This window comes from Streptomyces sp. NPDC048560, assembly GCF_040650955.1.
Lineage (GTDB): Bacteria > Actinomycetota > Actinomycetes > Streptomycetales > Streptomycetaceae > Streptomyces.
The window spans coordinates 390528-405425 of sequence record NZ_JBEZIJ010000010.1; the positions used below are offsets into that span (position 1 = coordinate 390528).

A 14898-nucleotide genomic window follows, 5' to 3' on the forward strand; every position below is an offset into this window, starting at 1 on the left:
CGCCTCCTTCCGGCGGAGGGACGGGGCGGGGGACGGGCGCGGGGACCTCACCGGCCCGGTCCGGTACCGGCCTCGGCGCCGGTGCCTGAGGTCCAGGCCTCGACCACCCGGGACAGACGCTCAAGCATCCGGCGGTGCCGGATCTGCATCGCCGCGTCCAGCAGGCTGTTGTGAAGTACGCCGCCGGGTCCCCGGAGCGGATGCTCGTCGAGGATCACCAGGGTGTCGTCGCCCCAGGGACGGATGTCGAACGCGATGCGCGCGCTCCCCAACGGCCCGCTCTCCGCCTCCAGTTCGAGGGCGTGCGGCCGCTCGATGCGCCGGACGACGGTGCGGCCGGTGAACTCCTTCGGGCCCAGCCGCACGGTGTACGTGATCGACGACCCGGTCTCCGGCCAGGTGCCGGACTCCCTTCGGGAAGAGGATGTGCCCACCACCCACTTCCCGTAGAGGGTCTCCTCCTCCAGCACGGCCCACAGGGCGGACGGCGGTCGGTCGATGAGGTGATGCCTGACGGCCATCGGTTCTCCTGGCTGGTCGGATCGGTTCGGCGGGCGGAACCCCGCTCACCCGGCTCCCTGCAGAGCCTGGAGGCGTACCTGTTCGCAGGACTGGCTGAGCAGGCGGGAGACGTGCATCTGGGAGATGCCGAGCGTCTCCGCGATGCTGACCTGCGTCATGTCGCGGAAGTACCGCAGATAGAGGATGGTGCGCTCGCGCTCGGGCAGACGGCGCAGTCCGGGCTTCACCGCCTCGCGGTCCACGGCGACGTCCATCGCCCTGTCCCAGCAGCCGAGCGTGTCCCCCAGGGAGTAGCCGTCGTCCGCACCCGGCAGATCGGCGTCCAGGGAGAGGGTGCTGTAACTGTCCAGGGCCTCCATCCCGAGCAGGACGTCCTCCTCGCTCAGGCCGGTCTCCGCCGCTATCTCCGCACAGGTCGGAACGCGTCCTTCGCAGGTCTGGGTGAGGTCCCGGCGCGCGATCCGGACCCGGTTGCGCAGGTCCTGGATCCGGCGGGGTACGTGCACGTCCCAGGTGTGATCCCGGAAGTGGCGCTTGAGTTCGCCCACCACGGTGGGCACGGCGTAGGTCTCGAACGCCTTGCCCCTGAAGGGGTCGTAGCGGTCGACCGCTTTCACGAGTCCCATCGCCGCCACTTGGCGCAGGTCGTCCATCGACTCGCCCCGGTTGCGGAAGCGGGTCGCCAGTCGATGGGCCATGGGGAGCCAGGCGCAGATGGTCTCCTGGCGCAGCTGGTCCCGTTCGTTTCCGGGCGGCAGGGTACGCAGCCGGCGGAAAGCGGAGTCGGTCGACGGGGTCTCGGCGTACGGACGCCCCATGACGGAGGATGCGTCAGCCATGGTGATCACTCCTCGACGGTGATAACTCCGGTCACCGCGGGAGCGCACGAGCCCGGACAGGCGGCGCCCGGAGTGGAAACTCCCGCGGGCGTACCTCTTGTCCGAAGCACGAAAACACCTATACCCATCGAATTATAGACCAAACGCAGTGGTCATGATCAAGGAAATCCGACGGGTGCGACCGGGTGACGGCGGCCGGGACCGGGGTTCTCAGCGCGTACGGCCGCTTCGTATCGCGGTGTGCAGCACATGGCGCGTGGCCGGTGGCAGAGGCACCCCGTGATAGCTCGCGACGAGCTGATGGGCGAGATCGCGGAGCTTGACGTTGCTGTTCTGGGAGGCGTGGACGAGCATCTGCCACGCCTGCTCGCCGGTGCAGCTGCCCAGGGCCATGAGGATGCCCCGGGCCGTGTCGATGACGGGCCTGGACGCGAGAGCGAGGCGCAGTCCTTCGACCTCGCTCCGCAAGGACTCGTTGCTCTGCTCGTCCGGTGGTGTGGGCCGGACGCGCTCGGGAACGCCGGACGAGGTGTGCGCCCGTACGTCCTGCGTGAAGGAGTGGTGCTCCTGCATGGGTCCGCTCCTCTCCCCTTCGTGGGGTGTGGCGACAAGCGGGGGAAAGAGCCTCCGGCCGGGGCGGCGGTGAGACCCGGTGACGATGCGGCTCGTGGGGCGGGCCGTATCCGCCGTAGATCTCCCGCATGCGGCGATGCACGCGGGGCCGGCCCGTGAACGGCCGACGTTCAGGGCAGCCGGGGTGTGATGCCGGGCCTGCCCTTTCACGGCAAGGAGCATAGGGCGCGGCGCACGACGGCGACGGGCATCGACACGCTCGCCCCCGCGGTTACGTCCGGGCGGCGGCAGCGTGCGCCCGGCGCGGGAGTACGGACGGGGGCACGCCTCGGGCCTCCCGTTCGAACCGGGCATGAGCCCGGCTGGATCGAACGAGAGGCCCGGAGGTCACGGACGTGGAAGAGCCGGTCAGGCGGGCTGCTCGCCGGCCTGCGCCTCGCGCTCGGCGTTCTTCTCCTTGATGCGGACGGTTTCCTTGCGGACCTCCGCCTGGGTCGCGCGCTCCTTCTGCAGCCACTCGGGGCTGTCCTGCTTGAGCGCGTCGATCTGCTCCGTGGTGAGCGCCTCGGTGACACCGCCACGCGCGAGGCCGGAGATGGAGATGCCCAGCTTGGCCGCGACGACCGGCCGGGGGTGCGGGCCGTTGCGTCGCAGTTCGAGCAGCCACTCGGGCGGATCGGTCTGGAGCTGACTCAGCTCGGTGCGTGAGACGACACCCTCCTGGAACTCGGCGGGGGTGGCTTCGAGATACACACCCAGCTTCTTTGCCGCGGTTGCGGGCTTCATCGTCTGGGTGCTCTGGTGCGACGTCATGGTGTCAAGAGTATCGAGCATGTGCGCTACCGCCGACCACGACCGGTAACCTGGCGGTGTGACAAGCCCGGAAGTACGCCCCTCGTTCCGGCTCGCGTACGTTCCGGGAGTGACACCCACCAAGTGGGTGCGTATCTGGAACGAGCGACTGCCCGACGTCCCGCTGACCCTCGTGGCGGTGGCCCCCGCCGACGCCCCCGACGCCCTGCGCGGCGGTGAGGCCGACGCCGGTTTCGTGCGGCTGCCGATCGACCGGACAGCGCTGAGCGCGATCCCGCTCTACACCGAGACGACCGTGGTCGTGATCCCGAAGGACCACCTCGTGGCGGCGGTGGAAGAGGTGACGGCCGCCGATCTGGCCGACGAGATCGTGCTGCACCCCCTCGACGACACCCTCGGCTGGGAGGACGGTCTGCCGGGCAGGCCCGCGATCGAGCGTCCCGCCACCACGGAGGACGCGATCGAGCTGGTGGCCGCCGGAGTGGGCGTGCTCGTCGTGCCCCAGTCGCTCGCCCGTCTGCACCACCGCAAGGACCTCACCTACCGCCCGCTCCTGGACGCCCCGGAATCCCGTGTCGCGCTGTCGTGGCCCGAGGAGGAGACCACCGAGCTGGTGGAGGAGTTCATCGGGATCGTCCGCGGACGGACCGTGAACAGCACCCGCGGCCGCCCCCCGACACCGCCGCAGCCCAAGGGCAGGCGTACGGAGACCACGGCCGCGAAGCGGAAGCCCGCCGGCGGCAGGGCCTCGGCCGGAAAGAACCCCCGGGGCGGCTCGGGTAGTCCCAAGGGTGCCAAGAGCACCAAGGGCACCAAGCGAGGCAAGCCCCACCGCTAGGGCTTTTCGTCTGGATCAGGCCGGATCAGGCACCGGACCCCCGCGAGCCCGCCATGATCGAACGGCGGGCCCCGGCCACCGGCCCGAACCGGGTGGTGACGGGTCTAGGAACCTGTCACTCCCGGCGCTACCCTCCGCCGCATGATTTCCACGGTTGTCTGGGGTACCGGCAATGTCGGCCGCGCTGCCATCCGCGCCGTCGACGCCCATCCGGCGCTGTCGCTGGCCGACGTGCTCGTCCACGACCCCGGCAAGACCGGCCGCGACGCGGGCGCTCTCGCCGGGTTAGGCAGGGACCTCGGCGTCGCCGCCACCGACGACATCGGCGCGGTCCTGGCCGCCGGCCCCCGCGCCGTGGTCTACGCCGCCTCCGGCGACATCCGGCCCGACGAGGCGCTCGCCGACATCTGCCGGGCGATCAGGGCCGGAGCCGTCGTCGTCACCCCCGCGATGTACGGGCTCTACGACCAGCTGAACGCCCCTCCCGAGCTGCGGGAGCCGGTACTGGACGCCATAGCCGACGGCGGCGGCTCGCTCTTCGTCTCCGGCGTGGACCCCGGCTGGGGCAACGACGTGCTGCCGCTGCTGATCAGCGGCCTCGGCTCCGTCGTGGACGTCGTCCGCTGCCAGGAGATCTTCGACTACTCCACGTACGACCAGGAGGAGTCGGTCAGGGACCTGATCGGCATGGGCCGTCCGATGGACTACGAGCCCCTCATGCTCGCGCCGTCCGTCCCCTCCATGGTGTGGGGCGGGCAGATACGTCTGATGGCCAGGGCGCTGGGCGTCGAGCTCGACGAGATCCGCGAGACCATGCACCGGCGTCCGCTCGACGCCACGGTGAGCACCAGGACCATGGGTGATTTCGAAGCCGGCACGCAGGGCGCCGTGCGCTTCGAGGTCCAGGGAATCGTCGGGGGCGAACCGCGCATCGTCGTCGAGCACATCACCCGCATCCATCCGTCCTGCGCCCCGGACTGGCCCACGCCGCCCGACGGCGCCGGCGCGCACCGCGTGATCATCGAAGGCCGCCCCCGCATCGAGGTCACGGTCGCCGCCGACGACGAGGGGGAGAACCGTTCCGCGGGCGGGAACGCCACCGCGGTCGGCCGCCTCGTCGGCGCCATCGACTGGCTCGTGGCCGCCGGACCCGGACTCTACGACGCGCTCGACGTCCCGCTGCGCCCGGCGGTGGGCAGGCTCGGAAGGAGACAACGATGAACATCGACATCCCCGAGGGCAAGAACCCCATCGAGTACGTCTGGGGTGACATGGTGCCCGGCATCGGGATCGCCGCCTCGAACTTCTCGCTGGCGGTGTACGCCCACACGACCCTCGGCCTGCGCGAGTTCGAGGCGGCGCGGCTGCGCGTCGCGCAGATCAACGGGTGCGCGTTCTGCCTGGACTGGCGTACCGAACGCGACGGGCAGAAGGTCGAGGAGGGGTTCGCCGACGCGGTCACCCAGTGGCGTACCACCACGGCGTTCGACGACCGGACCCGGCTGGCCGCCGAGTACGCCGAGCGGTACGCGCTGGACCACCACGGCATCGACGAGGCGTTCTGGGACCGGATGACCGGGCACTACGGCCAGGTGGAGATCGTGGAGCTCAGCATGAGTATCGGCTCCTGGCTGGCGTTCGGCCGGCTCAACCGGGTCCTGGGCCTCGACACCGTGTGCGTGCTGCCGGGGCACTGAGGCGGTACGGGAGGCCGGCCGAACACCACGGGTCGTCGTACGCGGCGTCACAGGTCGGTGGCGATGATCCTCTCGATGTTCCGCTCGGCGAGCGCCGTGATCGTGACGAACGGGTTGACGCTCGTGTTGCCCGGGATCAAGGCGCCGTCGATGACGTACAGACCGGAGTAGCCGCGGAGGCGGCCGTAGTTGTCGGTGGCCTTGTCCAGCACCGCGCCGCCGAGCGGGTGGTACGTGAGGTGGTCGCCCCAGATCTTGTAGAGGCCGAAGAGGTCGGTCCGGTAGATCGTCCCCTCCTTCGAGTTGATCCGGTCGAAGATCGACTTGGCCATGTCGATGGACGGTTGCTTCCAGGCGGTCTGCCAGTCCAGGTCCACGCGCCCGGCGGCGGCGTTCCACGTGAAGCGCGCCCGGTTCGGGTTCTTGGTGATCGACAGGTAGAACGACGCGTAGGTCTCGATCCCCGTCGGCAGCGGAGCGACCTCGGCGAAGGCGCCGCCCGCCGCCCAGTTGTCGATGCCGGAGCACGGAATGCTCGACTGGAGCGCACCGGTCGGGTCCCACATGTGGTTGGCGCGCCCGCACATGACGTTGCCGTTGTCGCCCCAGCCCCTGCCGATCTCGTCGTTCAGTCCGGGCAGCGCCCCGGTGGCCTTGAGCCGGGTCAGCAGCTTGCTGGTCCCGACGCTTCCGGCGGCGAAGAACACCTTGTCCGCCGTCACCGTCTTCGTGGCCGCCGTGCCGCCGGTGGTGGTGATCTGGTCGATGACGACGGTGTACCCGCCGCCGGGTGACGGGGCGACGGACGTGACCTTGTGCAGCGGTGAGATGGTCACCCTGCCGGTCGCCCTGAGCTGGGAGAGGTAGGTCTGCTGCAGCGACTTCTTGCCGTAGTTGTTGCCGTAGAGGATCTCGCCCGCGAGTGCCGATCTGGGGACCGTTCCCGCAGCCTCCTGCTTCATGTAGTCCCAGTCGTACACATCGGGCACGAAGACGAACGGGAAGCCCGACCGCTGGGCGTGCTTGCGCCCGACGCGGGCGTACCGGTAGCAGTCGGCGGACTCGAACCAGGCCGGGTCGACGCTGCTGACCCCGAGTCCGGCGTTGGCGCGCGGGTAGTAGGTGCTGTACATCTCCTCGGGGTTCACCGTGGGGAGGATGGCGCCGAAGTTCTCGCGCTTGGGGGTGACGGCCATGCCGCCGTTGACCAGTGAGCCGCCACCGACGCCCCGGCCCTGGTAGACGGTGATGCCGCTGAAGTCCTCGGCGTCCAGGATGCCCGTGTAGCGGGGGACGTCCTTGTCGATCGGGAAGCCGAGGAAGTTGCTGAGGGGCTGCTTGGTCCTGGTGCGGAGCCAGAACGACCGGTGGTCGGGGGTGGTGGTGTTGGCGAAGATCTTGCCGTCCGGGCCCGGGGTGTCCCAGGACATGCCCATCTCGACCATGTGGACGTGTACGCCCGCCCGCGCGAGCCGGAGTGCGGCGACCGAACCGCCGTACCCGGTACCGATCACGAGGGCCGGTACGTGTGCTCCGCCGCCGATGACCGGATCGGCGGCGGCCGCCCTGGCCCGAGCCGCGGGGAAGGTGCCGGAGAGGGCGACAGCCCCCAGAACGGAACCTGTTCCGGCTAACAGACTGCGGCGCGAGACACCCGGGGCGGCTCTGCCGCCGGGGCTGGAATCGCTCATTTCGCGTTCCTCACTCTCGATGGAATGGGAACACGTTCTACTGTCAGACGCGCAATAAGTCACGACATACCGGTCGGTAATGTGGTGTGGGCAGCGGGTGGGTGAGTCCGCGTCGCGGCAGGGCGCCGACGCCCCACCCGCTGCGCGGCTCAACCGTGCTTGCGTGCGGTGACCAGCAGGTACTCCCAGTCCATTCCGGTCGTGCCCGCCCCGTCCGAGTGGCGCGACGCGAGGTCGTCGAGGGCGCTGTCCAGCGCGGCGACCTTGTCCGGGTCCTCGGCGATGTTCCGGTACACGGCGATGGTCGGCCCGTAGTTGGTCTTGAAGAACTCCCTGAAATCAGCCGGCTTCCCGAAGAGTTCGACCCGCACGGTCCGACGGTGCGCCTCGACGTCCGTCACCCGGTCGGCGAGCAGGGCGCGGACGTGGTCCTCCTTGCCCCACAGCGGCGGGGGCTGCGCGCCGGGCGGAGGCGCGGGGGCGTACGGCTTCATCGCGGCGAACATCTGGCCGATGAACCCCTCCGGGGTCCAGTTCAGCAGGCCGATGGTGCCGCCCGGCCGGCAGACGCGGACCAGTTCGTCCGCCGCCGCCTGGTGGTGCGGTGCGAACATGACGCCGACGCACGACATCACGGTGTCGAACGCGTCGTCGCCGAAGGGCAGCGCCTCCGCGTCGCCCTCACGCCACTCCAGCCCAACGCCCTGCCCGTCCGCCAGGTCCCGCCCGGCCGCGAGCAGTTCGGGGGTCAGGTCGCAGGCGACGACGTCCGCCCCGGCCAGCGCGGCGGGGATGGCCGCGTTGCCGGATCCGGCCGCGACGTCCAGTACGCGTTGACCGCCCCGCACACCGCAGGCCCCGACCAGCTCCGGGCCGAGGTCCGGGATCAGGCGGGTGGCCACTGCGGGATAGTCGCCCAGGGCCCACATCTTGCGGTGCTTGGTCTTCAGCGCTCGGTCGGCTTCGACGGGATCGGTCGCTTCGGTCATGACGGCTCTCCTTGAGGGTGCTACCTGTGGCAGGGGGTACGCCGGCAACTCTCCGTACGTGCCCTGCCACCGAGAGTAGGAGCCATCGGGGGGAGCGGGCCCCGGCCGACTTCATGTGGCCGGAAGATTGGGCCCGGACGGGCCGAGGCGCTCTACTGCATCTGGCGCCGTACCAACTCGTGCAGCCGTCCAGCCGGGTCCGCGAGCAGCTCGGCGGGAGGGCCCTCCTGGACGACGCGGCCCTCCGACATGACGATCACCCTGTCGGCGTCCAGCACCGTGGAGAGCCGGTGCGCGATCACCACCCGGGTCGCCCGCAGGGCACGGGTGCTCTCGATGACGGTGCGCTGGGTCTCGTTGTCCAGTGCGCTGGTCGCCTCGTCGAAGAACAGGATGCGAGGCCGGCGCACCAGCGCCTGGGCGATCATCAGCCGCTGGCGCTGACCACCGGACACGGCGCCACCGCCGGCGATCATGGTGTGCAGTCCCATCGGCATCAGCTTGATGTCGTCGGCCAGCCCCGCCAGCGCGGCGGCCTCCCAGACCTCCTCCTCGGTGAAGACCTCGGAACCGCTCACGCACTCCAGGATCGACCCGGTGAACGGCTGGGCGTTCTGCAGCACGACCCCGCACTGGCGGCGCACGGCCGCCTGATCCAGGGCCGCCAGGTCCTGGCCGTCGTACAGGACGCTCCCGGTGGTCGGGCGGTCGAAGCCGATGAGTAGCCGCAGCAGCGTCGACTTCCCGCAGCCGCTGGGTCCCACGACGGCGACGAACTCGCCCGCCCCCACCTTCAGCGACACCTCGTCCAGCACCGTCGGACCGTCGTCGGTGTAGCGGAAGGAGGCGCCCTTCACCTCGATCTCCCCGGACAGCGGACCCGGCTGGGTGCTCGCGCCGCGCACCTCGGGTGCCTCGTCGAGCACCGGCCTGATCTGCTCGAACATCGGCAGAGCCGCCGCAGCCGACAGCGCCGCCCCGGTGAGCTGGGTGACCGCCGTCAGCAGCATCGTCACGGAGGTGTTGAAGGTCAGGAAGGCGGCGGCCGACAAGGAGCCGCTGGCCGGCCCCGCCAGCAGGACGAACATGGCCAGGGAACAGAGCGGCAGGTACGTCGCGTTGAGGACCGTCGTCACGTTCTTGATCCGGCCGGCCCGTTGCTGGAGCTCACGGCTGCGGGCGAACTCCCGCGCCCACGCGGCGTACGCGAAGCTCTCCGCCCCCGCGACGCGCAGCTTGGGCAGCCCGCGCAGCGTCTGGAACGCCTGGTTGTTGAGCCTGTTGCCCAGCTCCACCAGGTCGCGCTGCCACCGCAGTTCCCACATGCCCATGGTGAGGAACACCGCGACGATGACGATCAGCATGGCGATCGCCGCCAGCGCCAGCGGAACGCTGAACCAGAGCAGCAGGACCAGGTTCATCACGCCGACGGTGCCTGCCTGCAACGCCACCGGGCCGACGCCCGACAGCACCCGCCTGATCGCGCTGACACCCATCGCCGCGCTCGCCAGCTCCCCGGTGGAGCGCTCGGCGAAGAAGGACGTCGGGAGCCTCAGCAGCCGGTCCCACACGGCCGGCTGGAGGGTGCTCTCGATTCGCCCCTCCATGCGCAGGACGGTGAGGTTCTGCAACAGCGCGAACGCCGCCGAGACCACCCCGCTGATGATCACCGCGAGGGACACCTGCACGATGAGGCCGGTCTCGGCGTTGGGTACGTAGACACCCAGGATCCGTCCCGTCGCGAGCGGGACCAGCGCGCCGAGCACGACCGTCACCAGCCCGGCCAGTGCCAGGCTGCGCAGATCGGGTCCCGTTCCGCGCAGGCCGAAGCGCACCAGCTGCCATCTGCTCATCGGCCGCTCCGGCAGGGGGCGGTAGAACATCACGGCCCGCTGCTCGTAGTCGCCCGCGGTGCTCCGGTCCACGCGCGCCCTGCGGCCGGTCACCGGATTCACCGCCTCGTACCGGCCCCGCCGCCAGAGCAGGGCGACCGGGGCGCCCGTCGCGGCACGGTGGCCCACCAGCGGGCCGGTGTTCTCGCGCCACCAGCGGCCGGCCAGCCGGACCGGGCGGGTCCGCACCCGCGAGTGGACGGCGACCCGCTCGACCGGGTCGGTCCGCTCGTCGCCGACATCCCCCGCCGGGGGCCGCGCGAGCGTGACGCCGGCCGCCCCCGCGACCAGCCGGCAGGCCGCGTACGTGGCATCGTCACCGGCCGAGGCGGACGGGCGGGTGCTCCTCCCGGTACGGCCGATGGAGGTCAGCAGCGCCCGGTCCGCCTCGTCCCGCACGTCTTCGCCCGCCTTGAGGCCGGCCGCCGCCCGGTCCTCGTGCGCCCGCTCAAGACGCTCGATCCAGCGGTCCAGCGCGGACAGCAAGCGGTACTGACGGTTGACCATGCCCTGCCACAGCTCGCCGTCGACGAGCAGGTCACCGGCCGCCTCCGCGCTGAAGGCGGCGCCGTACTGCACGCTGCCCGGAGCGACCGGGAGCCACATGACGTCGTCGTCGGTCACCGTCTCGTCGAGAGCCGTCCGGCCGTCAAGCGGAGCTTCGAACAGGACACGCTGCCCCCGCCCCACCCCCAGCGAGAAGGCGTGCTCCAGCAGACTCAGGGTGCCGTCCCCGGCGTCGTACCGGCTGAGGTAGTGGCCTTCGTACGCCCCGGGATGGGGATGCTCGGGCCGGTACAGCTCCCGCAGTGCGATCCGGCGAAGCACGCAGTCTTGCGACGGCCTGCCGATCAGCGTGTGCTGCGGCCCCTCGACCGGTCCGAGCAGCAGCGTCCCCGGTTCGAGCCGGCCGAGGAAGTGCCAGTGCCCCTGCTCCGCGGTGTCGACGGCGAAGAGATCCAGCGCCCCGTCGACGACGAGCCACAGCACCTGCGGCCCTTCGAGGGACAGGCTGCGCAGCCCCGTGCAGTCGGCCGGTGCGCCGAGTGCTCCCAGGGCGCCGATGACCGCGTCGTGCCCAGGGGCAGCGGTGTCCGCGACGGGTACCGACGGAGGATGTACGGATGACACTCAGTGCTCCTTGACCAGCTGGGCGTACGGCCCCCCGGCGGCGACCAGATCCTCGTGGCGTCCGCGCTCGACCGTGCGGCCGTGGTCGAGGACGACGATCTCGTCGCTGTCGCGGACCGTGCTCAGCCGGTGCGCGATCACCACGCAGGCACAGCCGCGCCGCCGCAGCGCGTCGATGACGAGCCGCTCGGTCTCCGCGTCGAGCGCGCTCGTGACCTCGTCGAGCACCAGGACGCTCGGCCGGCGCACCAGCGCCCGCGCGATCTCCAGACGCTGACGCTGACCGCCCGAGAAGTTGCGCCCGTCCTGCTCCACCCGGCTGTGGATGCCACCGGGGCGGCGGGAGACGACCTCGTACAGGGCCGCGTCCTGGAGGGCGGCGACGACCGCGTCGTCCGGCACCGACGGATCCCACAGCGTCACGTTGTCCCGGACCGTCCCCTCGAAGAGGAAGACGTCCTGGTCGACGAAGGAGACCGACGCGGCCAGAGCACCCCGGGGAATGTCCTCCAGACGCTGTCCGTCGATACGGATCGTGCCCTCCCACGGGCTGTACAGACCCGAGATCAGCCGGGACACCGTGGACTTGCCGCTGCCCGATCCGCCGACCAGCGCCACCTGCTGCCCGGGCCCGACGGACAGCGAGAAGCCGGTCAGCAGTGGCTTGTCGAGCGGGCTGTACCCGAAGGTGATGTCCTCCAGCGTCACATGCCCCTTGAGCCTGCGGGTGCTCGGCGAGACCTCGTCCCGGGAGTACAGCGGGTCGACGGGGAAGTTCTCCACGTCCTTGAGCCTGGCCACGTCAGCCGCGAAGTCCTGGACGCGGCCGGCCACCCCGTTGAGCCGGGTGACCGGGGCGGTGAACCGGGTCACCAGAGCCTGGAAGGCGACCAGCAGACCGATCGAGATGTGGCCCTCGACCGCGCGCAGCCCGCCGATCCACAGGATCAGCGCGCTGTTGAGCGTGGCCAGCGCGGGGGCCACGATGCCCAGCCACGCGCTCGGCACACCGAGCCGCTGCTGCTCGTCCAGGGTCGTCGCGTGCTGCCCGGCCCAGCGACGGAAGTAGCCGTCCTCGCCGCCGGTCGCCTTCATCGTCTCGATCAGCTGCAGCCCGGTGTACGAGGTGTTGGTCAGCCGGGCGCTGTCGGCCCGCAACTTCTGTGTGCCGGTGGCCCGCAGGCGCACGACGACGCGCATCGCGACGACGTTGAGGAGGGCGATACCCACCCCGATGACGGTGAGCTGCGGATCGTACGTCCAGAGCAGGAGGGCGTAGAGGAGTACGACGATCCCGTCGACGCCCGCCGCTGTGAGGTCCCGGGCCAGGGTCTCGGCCACCGCGTCGTTGGACTGGAGGCGCTGCACGAGATCGGCGGGGCTGCGCTGGGAGAAGAAGGTGACCGGCAGCCTCAGCAGGTGCCGGAAGAACCGGGCGCTGCCGAGCGTGGACGAGATGACCCGCCCGCGCAGCAGATTCGCCTGCTGCAGCCAGGTCAGCACGACGGTGAGGGCCACCATGCTGCCCATCGCGGCGAACAGCACACCCAGCAGCGAGCGCTGGTTGCCGATCAGGAACATGTCGATGTACGTCCGGCTGAGCGCCGGGAGCGTGGCGCCGACGGCCACGAGCAGGAGGCTGGCGAGCAGCGCGGCCAGCATGGTGCCGGACGTGCCGCGCAACCGTGCCGGCAGGGCCCTCATGACGCCGGGCTTCCTGCCGCCGCGCCGGAAACCCTCGTCCGGTTCGAGGACCAGGACGATTCCCGTGAAGCTGGTGTCGAAGTCCTCCTCGGGCACGAAACGGCGGCCCTTGTCGGGGTCGTTGATGTACACCCCGCGCCGTCCCAGGCGCCGGCCCATGCCGTCGTACACGACGTAGTGGTTGAACTCCCAGAACAGGATGGCGGGGGCCGGGACCTCCGCGAGGGCGGCCGGCTCCATCTGCATGCCCTTGGCCCGCAGTCCGTAACTACGGGCGGCCTTCAGTACGTTGCTGGCCCGCGAGCCGTCGCGCGAGACACCGCAGGCGATCCGCAGCTCCTCCAGGGGCACGTGTCTGCCGTAGTGGGCCAGCACCATGGCCAGCGAGGCGGCGCCGCATTCCAGCGCTTCCATCTGGAGCACGGTCGGACTGCGGACGGTCCTGGGCTTCGGCGCCCTCCGCGTCTTCGGTGCGGAACGGGCGCGGCCACGGGAACGGCCCCGGCGAACGGGCTCCTTGCCCGGACGGTGCCGGCCCCGGCCGGGCGGCGGGAGCTGCTGCGCGGAGGGGGCGGAGGTGTGCGGGGCGGTCACGGGAGCAGCCAATCGATCGGACGCTGTTCGGCCAGGTGCACGACGCCGGTGGCCGGAGTCATGGTGCCGATCGCGTACGGGGGTCCCTGGCGCGACGACCAGCGGAAACCGGATTTCGTGGCGGACGACCGGTCCAGCCGCACGAGCACCGCGACCGGCCTGCCGTGGGCGGAGAACTGCTCGCCCAGCTGGGCGTCCCCGAGAGAGCGGGCGATCTGCTGCCGCGTCAGGGCGGCCCTGCCGACGGCGGTCACGCTGCCGCGCAGGACACCGAACTGCTGGGCCGACACCGACTGGACCGTGAGGTCGACAAAGGCGCCCACCGGGACGCCCTGCCCGCTGTCGCCCGGCACGTACAGCACCGCCATCAGCGGATCGTCGGCGCTCTTCATCCGTTCCACGCTCGCCACGTCGGCGCCCGTGGCGACGACGGCGCCGATCGTCGCCGAGAGAGTGGTCAGCCTGCCCGCGTCGATCGTGCGGACGAGGCGGTCCCCCTGTTCGGTGCGGACCTTGAGCAGGGGAGAGCCGGCGGGCAGCGTCTCGCCCTCGTCGGCGAGCACGCCGGTGATCTGACCGGCGACGGGGCTCTGGAGAACGTAACTTCCCTGCGCGTGCGTGAGAATTCCGGGGGCGCTCAGTGTGGAGGAGACCGTGCCCGTCGTGGCCCAGAAGCAGGCCGCTGCCATGACCACCAGGGTGACGCAGAGGACGAGCCGTCCCTGGGGCCGGGCGAAGCGCACCGGGAGGTCGAGCTCCTCCGGCGACTGGAGTTTGGAAAGGGCCTGTTGGCGGAAGCGCACGGAACTCTTCCCTCACCTGTCGCTTTCGGCGGTGAGCCCCGGAACCGATGGGTTCCGGGGCACACGTACGGTCTCAGAGGCCGGCGACGAGGCCGGTGGCGAGGCCGGTGACGGCGCCGGTGTTGACACCGGTGGTGGAGCCGACGAGGCCCGTGACCGAACCGACGACGCCGGAGACCGGGGCGATCGAGTCGGCGGTGGCCGTCACGTTGCCGAGGACGCCGCCGACGAGGCCGCCGGAGACGTTGTCGAGGTCGGCGTCGGAGATCTCGAGGGTCTCGACCTGGGGGGTGAGGTTCATGATGGCGCTGCCCTTCGTACGGAAATTCCGGTAACGCCTTTGTGCGTTCCCGGCATTGGCCAGGATCAAAGCACGGCGACGCCCGGCGCAGCGAATCGAACACTGCCTGATCAGGGGGTCTTCCCTTCACTCAAATGGCTTTACGTGCAGACGCGTTCATGTTGTGCGAGCAGATTCCACATGAGCTTCACGGGATGAATTCCATTTGGTCGGAAGTCGCTTTACCGCTACTCGGACACTTCCGCACCAATGGCGCCTTGTCCGGGCCGTATCCCGGCCCGCCGATGGGTGGGCGTGACCGGTCTGCGCATGAGGTGTGCAGGTTCCGCATCGTGTTCCGGTCGCGTCGGGGGAGGCGGGAAACGCGAAGGCCCGGGCGGTCGGCCCGGGCCTTCGAACGTGCGGTGTGCTGTTTGTCAGCCCTTGCGGGTCTGTACTTCTTCGGTGAGTTGGGGGACGACGGTGAAGAGGTCTCCGACGACGCCGTAGTCGACGAGGTCGAAGATGGGGG

At 70.6% G+C, this 14898-nt stretch carries 13 protein-coding genes; 3 read left to right on the plus strand and 10 right to left on the minus strand.

What is annotated here, in order from left to right:
• Nucleotides 1-47 precede the first annotated feature (47 nt).
• The 4 genes from AB0C82_RS27045 to AB0C82_RS27060 all read right to left on the minus strand — a co-directional run bounded on the left by AB0C82_RS27045 (nt 48) and on the right by AB0C82_RS27060 (nt 2747).
• The gene (locus AB0C82_RS27045; protein WP_362846626.1) at nt 48-521 is read right to left on the minus strand and encodes an SRPBCC family protein; all 474 of its coding nucleotides are present in this window, start codon (nt 519-521) and stop codon (nt 48-50) included.
• Nucleotides 522-566: 45 nt separating this feature from the next.
• Nucleotides 567-1361 carry a SigB/SigF/SigG family RNA polymerase sigma factor gene (locus tag AB0C82_RS27050; protein ID WP_362846628.1) on the minus strand — a complete coding sequence of 265 codons (795 nt, stop codon included), beginning with the start codon at nt 1359-1361 and terminating at the stop codon, nt 567-569.
• 210 nt (nt 1362-1571) lie between these two features.
• Nucleotides 1572-1934, minus strand: a complete 363-nt coding sequence (locus AB0C82_RS27055) for an ANTAR domain-containing protein (RefSeq protein ID WP_362846630.1) — start codon at nt 1932-1934, stop codon at nt 1572-1574.
• Nucleotides 1935-2342: 408 nt separating this feature from the next.
• A complete protein-coding gene (locus AB0C82_RS27060; RefSeq protein WP_362846632.1) occupies nt 2343-2747 on the minus strand; it encodes a DUF5997 family protein in 405 nt (134 codons plus the stop codon).
• Nucleotides 2748-2805: 58 nt separating this feature from the next.
• Here AB0C82_RS27060 and AB0C82_RS27065 point away from each other — a divergent pair, with 58 nt between their 5' ends.
• From AB0C82_RS27065 to AB0C82_RS27075, 3 genes are all read left to right on the plus strand, one after another.
• A complete protein-coding gene (locus tag AB0C82_RS27065) occupies nt 2806-3585 on the plus strand; it encodes a LysR substrate-binding domain-containing protein (RefSeq protein WP_362846634.1) in 780 nt (259 codons plus the stop codon).
• Between the two features lie 141 nt (nt 3586-3726).
• Complete coding sequence (locus AB0C82_RS27070) at nt 3727-4806, plus strand: dihydrodipicolinate reductase (protein ID WP_362846636.1); 1080 nt, start codon at nt 3727-3729, stop codon at nt 4804-4806.
• Entirely contained in the window at nt 4803-5282 is a 480-nt protein-coding gene (locus tag AB0C82_RS27075; RefSeq protein ID WP_362846638.1) for a carboxymuconolactone decarboxylase family protein, read from the plus strand. The genes AB0C82_RS27070 and AB0C82_RS27075 overlap by 4 nt, the downstream gene beginning before the upstream one ends.
• Before the next feature lie 47 nt (nt 5283-5329).
• Here AB0C82_RS27075 and AB0C82_RS27080 read toward each other — a convergent pair whose 3' ends face one another.
• From AB0C82_RS27080 to AB0C82_RS27105, 6 genes are all read right to left on the minus strand, one after another.
• Nucleotides 5330-6973 (minus strand): GMC oxidoreductase, encoded by a 1644-nt coding sequence (locus tag AB0C82_RS27080; RefSeq protein ID WP_362846640.1) that lies wholly within the window; start codon nt 6971-6973, stop codon nt 5330-5332.
• Nucleotides 6974-7122: 149 nt separating this feature from the next.
• Nucleotides 7123-7962, minus strand: a complete 840-nt coding sequence (locus AB0C82_RS27085; protein ID WP_362846642.1) for a class I SAM-dependent methyltransferase — start codon at nt 7960-7962, stop codon at nt 7123-7125.
• 152 nt (nt 7963-8114) lie between these two features.
• Nucleotides 8115-10985, minus strand: a complete 2871-nt coding sequence (locus tag AB0C82_RS27090) for an NHLP bacteriocin export ABC transporter permease/ATPase subunit (protein WP_362846644.1) — start codon at nt 10983-10985, stop codon at nt 8115-8117.
• Complete coding sequence (locus AB0C82_RS27095) at nt 10986-13283, minus strand: NHLP family bacteriocin export ABC transporter peptidase/permease/ATPase subunit (protein ID WP_362846645.1); 2298 nt, start codon at nt 13281-13283, stop codon at nt 10986-10988.
• Nucleotides 13280-14086 carry a hypothetical protein gene (locus tag AB0C82_RS27100; RefSeq protein ID WP_362846647.1) on the minus strand — a complete coding sequence of 269 codons (807 nt, stop codon included), beginning with the start codon at nt 14084-14086 and terminating at the stop codon, nt 13280-13282. Before AB0C82_RS27100 ends, AB0C82_RS27095 begins: the two co-directional genes overlap by 4 nt.
• Before the next feature lie 73 nt (nt 14087-14159).
• Entirely contained in the window at nt 14160-14387 is a 228-nt protein-coding gene (locus tag AB0C82_RS27105) for a type A2 lantipeptide (protein WP_362846649.1), read from the minus strand.
• Nucleotides 14388-14898 lie beyond the last annotated feature (511 nt).

What these genes read in the sequence shown, in the direction of transcription:
- AB0C82_RS27085 (WP_362846642.1), bottom strand. Translation starts at nt 7,962, where the DNA reads ATGACCGAAGCGACCGATCCCGTCGAAGCCGACCGAGCGCTGAAGACC.
- AB0C82_RS27055 (WP_362846630.1), bottom strand. Translation starts at nt 1,934, where the DNA reads ATGCAGGAGCACCACTCCTTCACGCAGGACGTACGGGCGCACACCTCG.
- AB0C82_RS27045 (WP_362846626.1), bottom strand. Translation starts at nt 521, where the DNA reads ATGGCCGTCAGGCATCACCTCATCGACCGACCGCCGTCCGCCCTGTGG.
- AB0C82_RS27060 (WP_362846632.1), bottom strand. Translation starts at nt 2,747, where the DNA reads ATGACGTCGCACCAGAGCACCCAGACGATGAAGCCCGCAACCGCGGCA.
- AB0C82_RS27075 (WP_362846638.1), top strand. Translation starts at nt 4,803, where the DNA reads ATGAACATCGACATCCCCGAGGGCAAGAACCCCATCGAGTACGTCTGG.
- AB0C82_RS27070 (WP_362846636.1), top strand. Translation starts at nt 3,727, where the DNA reads ATGATTTCCACGGTTGTCTGGGGTACCGGCAATGTCGGCCGCGCTGCC.
- AB0C82_RS27105 (WP_362846649.1), bottom strand. Translation starts at nt 14,387, where the DNA reads ATGAACCTCACCCCCCAGGTCGAGACCCTCGAGATCTCCGACGCCGAC.
- AB0C82_RS27080 (WP_362846640.1), bottom strand. Translation starts at nt 6,973, where the DNA reads ATGAGCGATTCCAGCCCCGGCGGCAGAGCCGCCCCGGGTGTCTCGCGC.
- AB0C82_RS27050 (WP_362846628.1), bottom strand. Translation starts at nt 1,361, where the DNA reads ATGGCTGACGCATCCTCCGTCATGGGGCGTCCGTACGCCGAGACCCCG.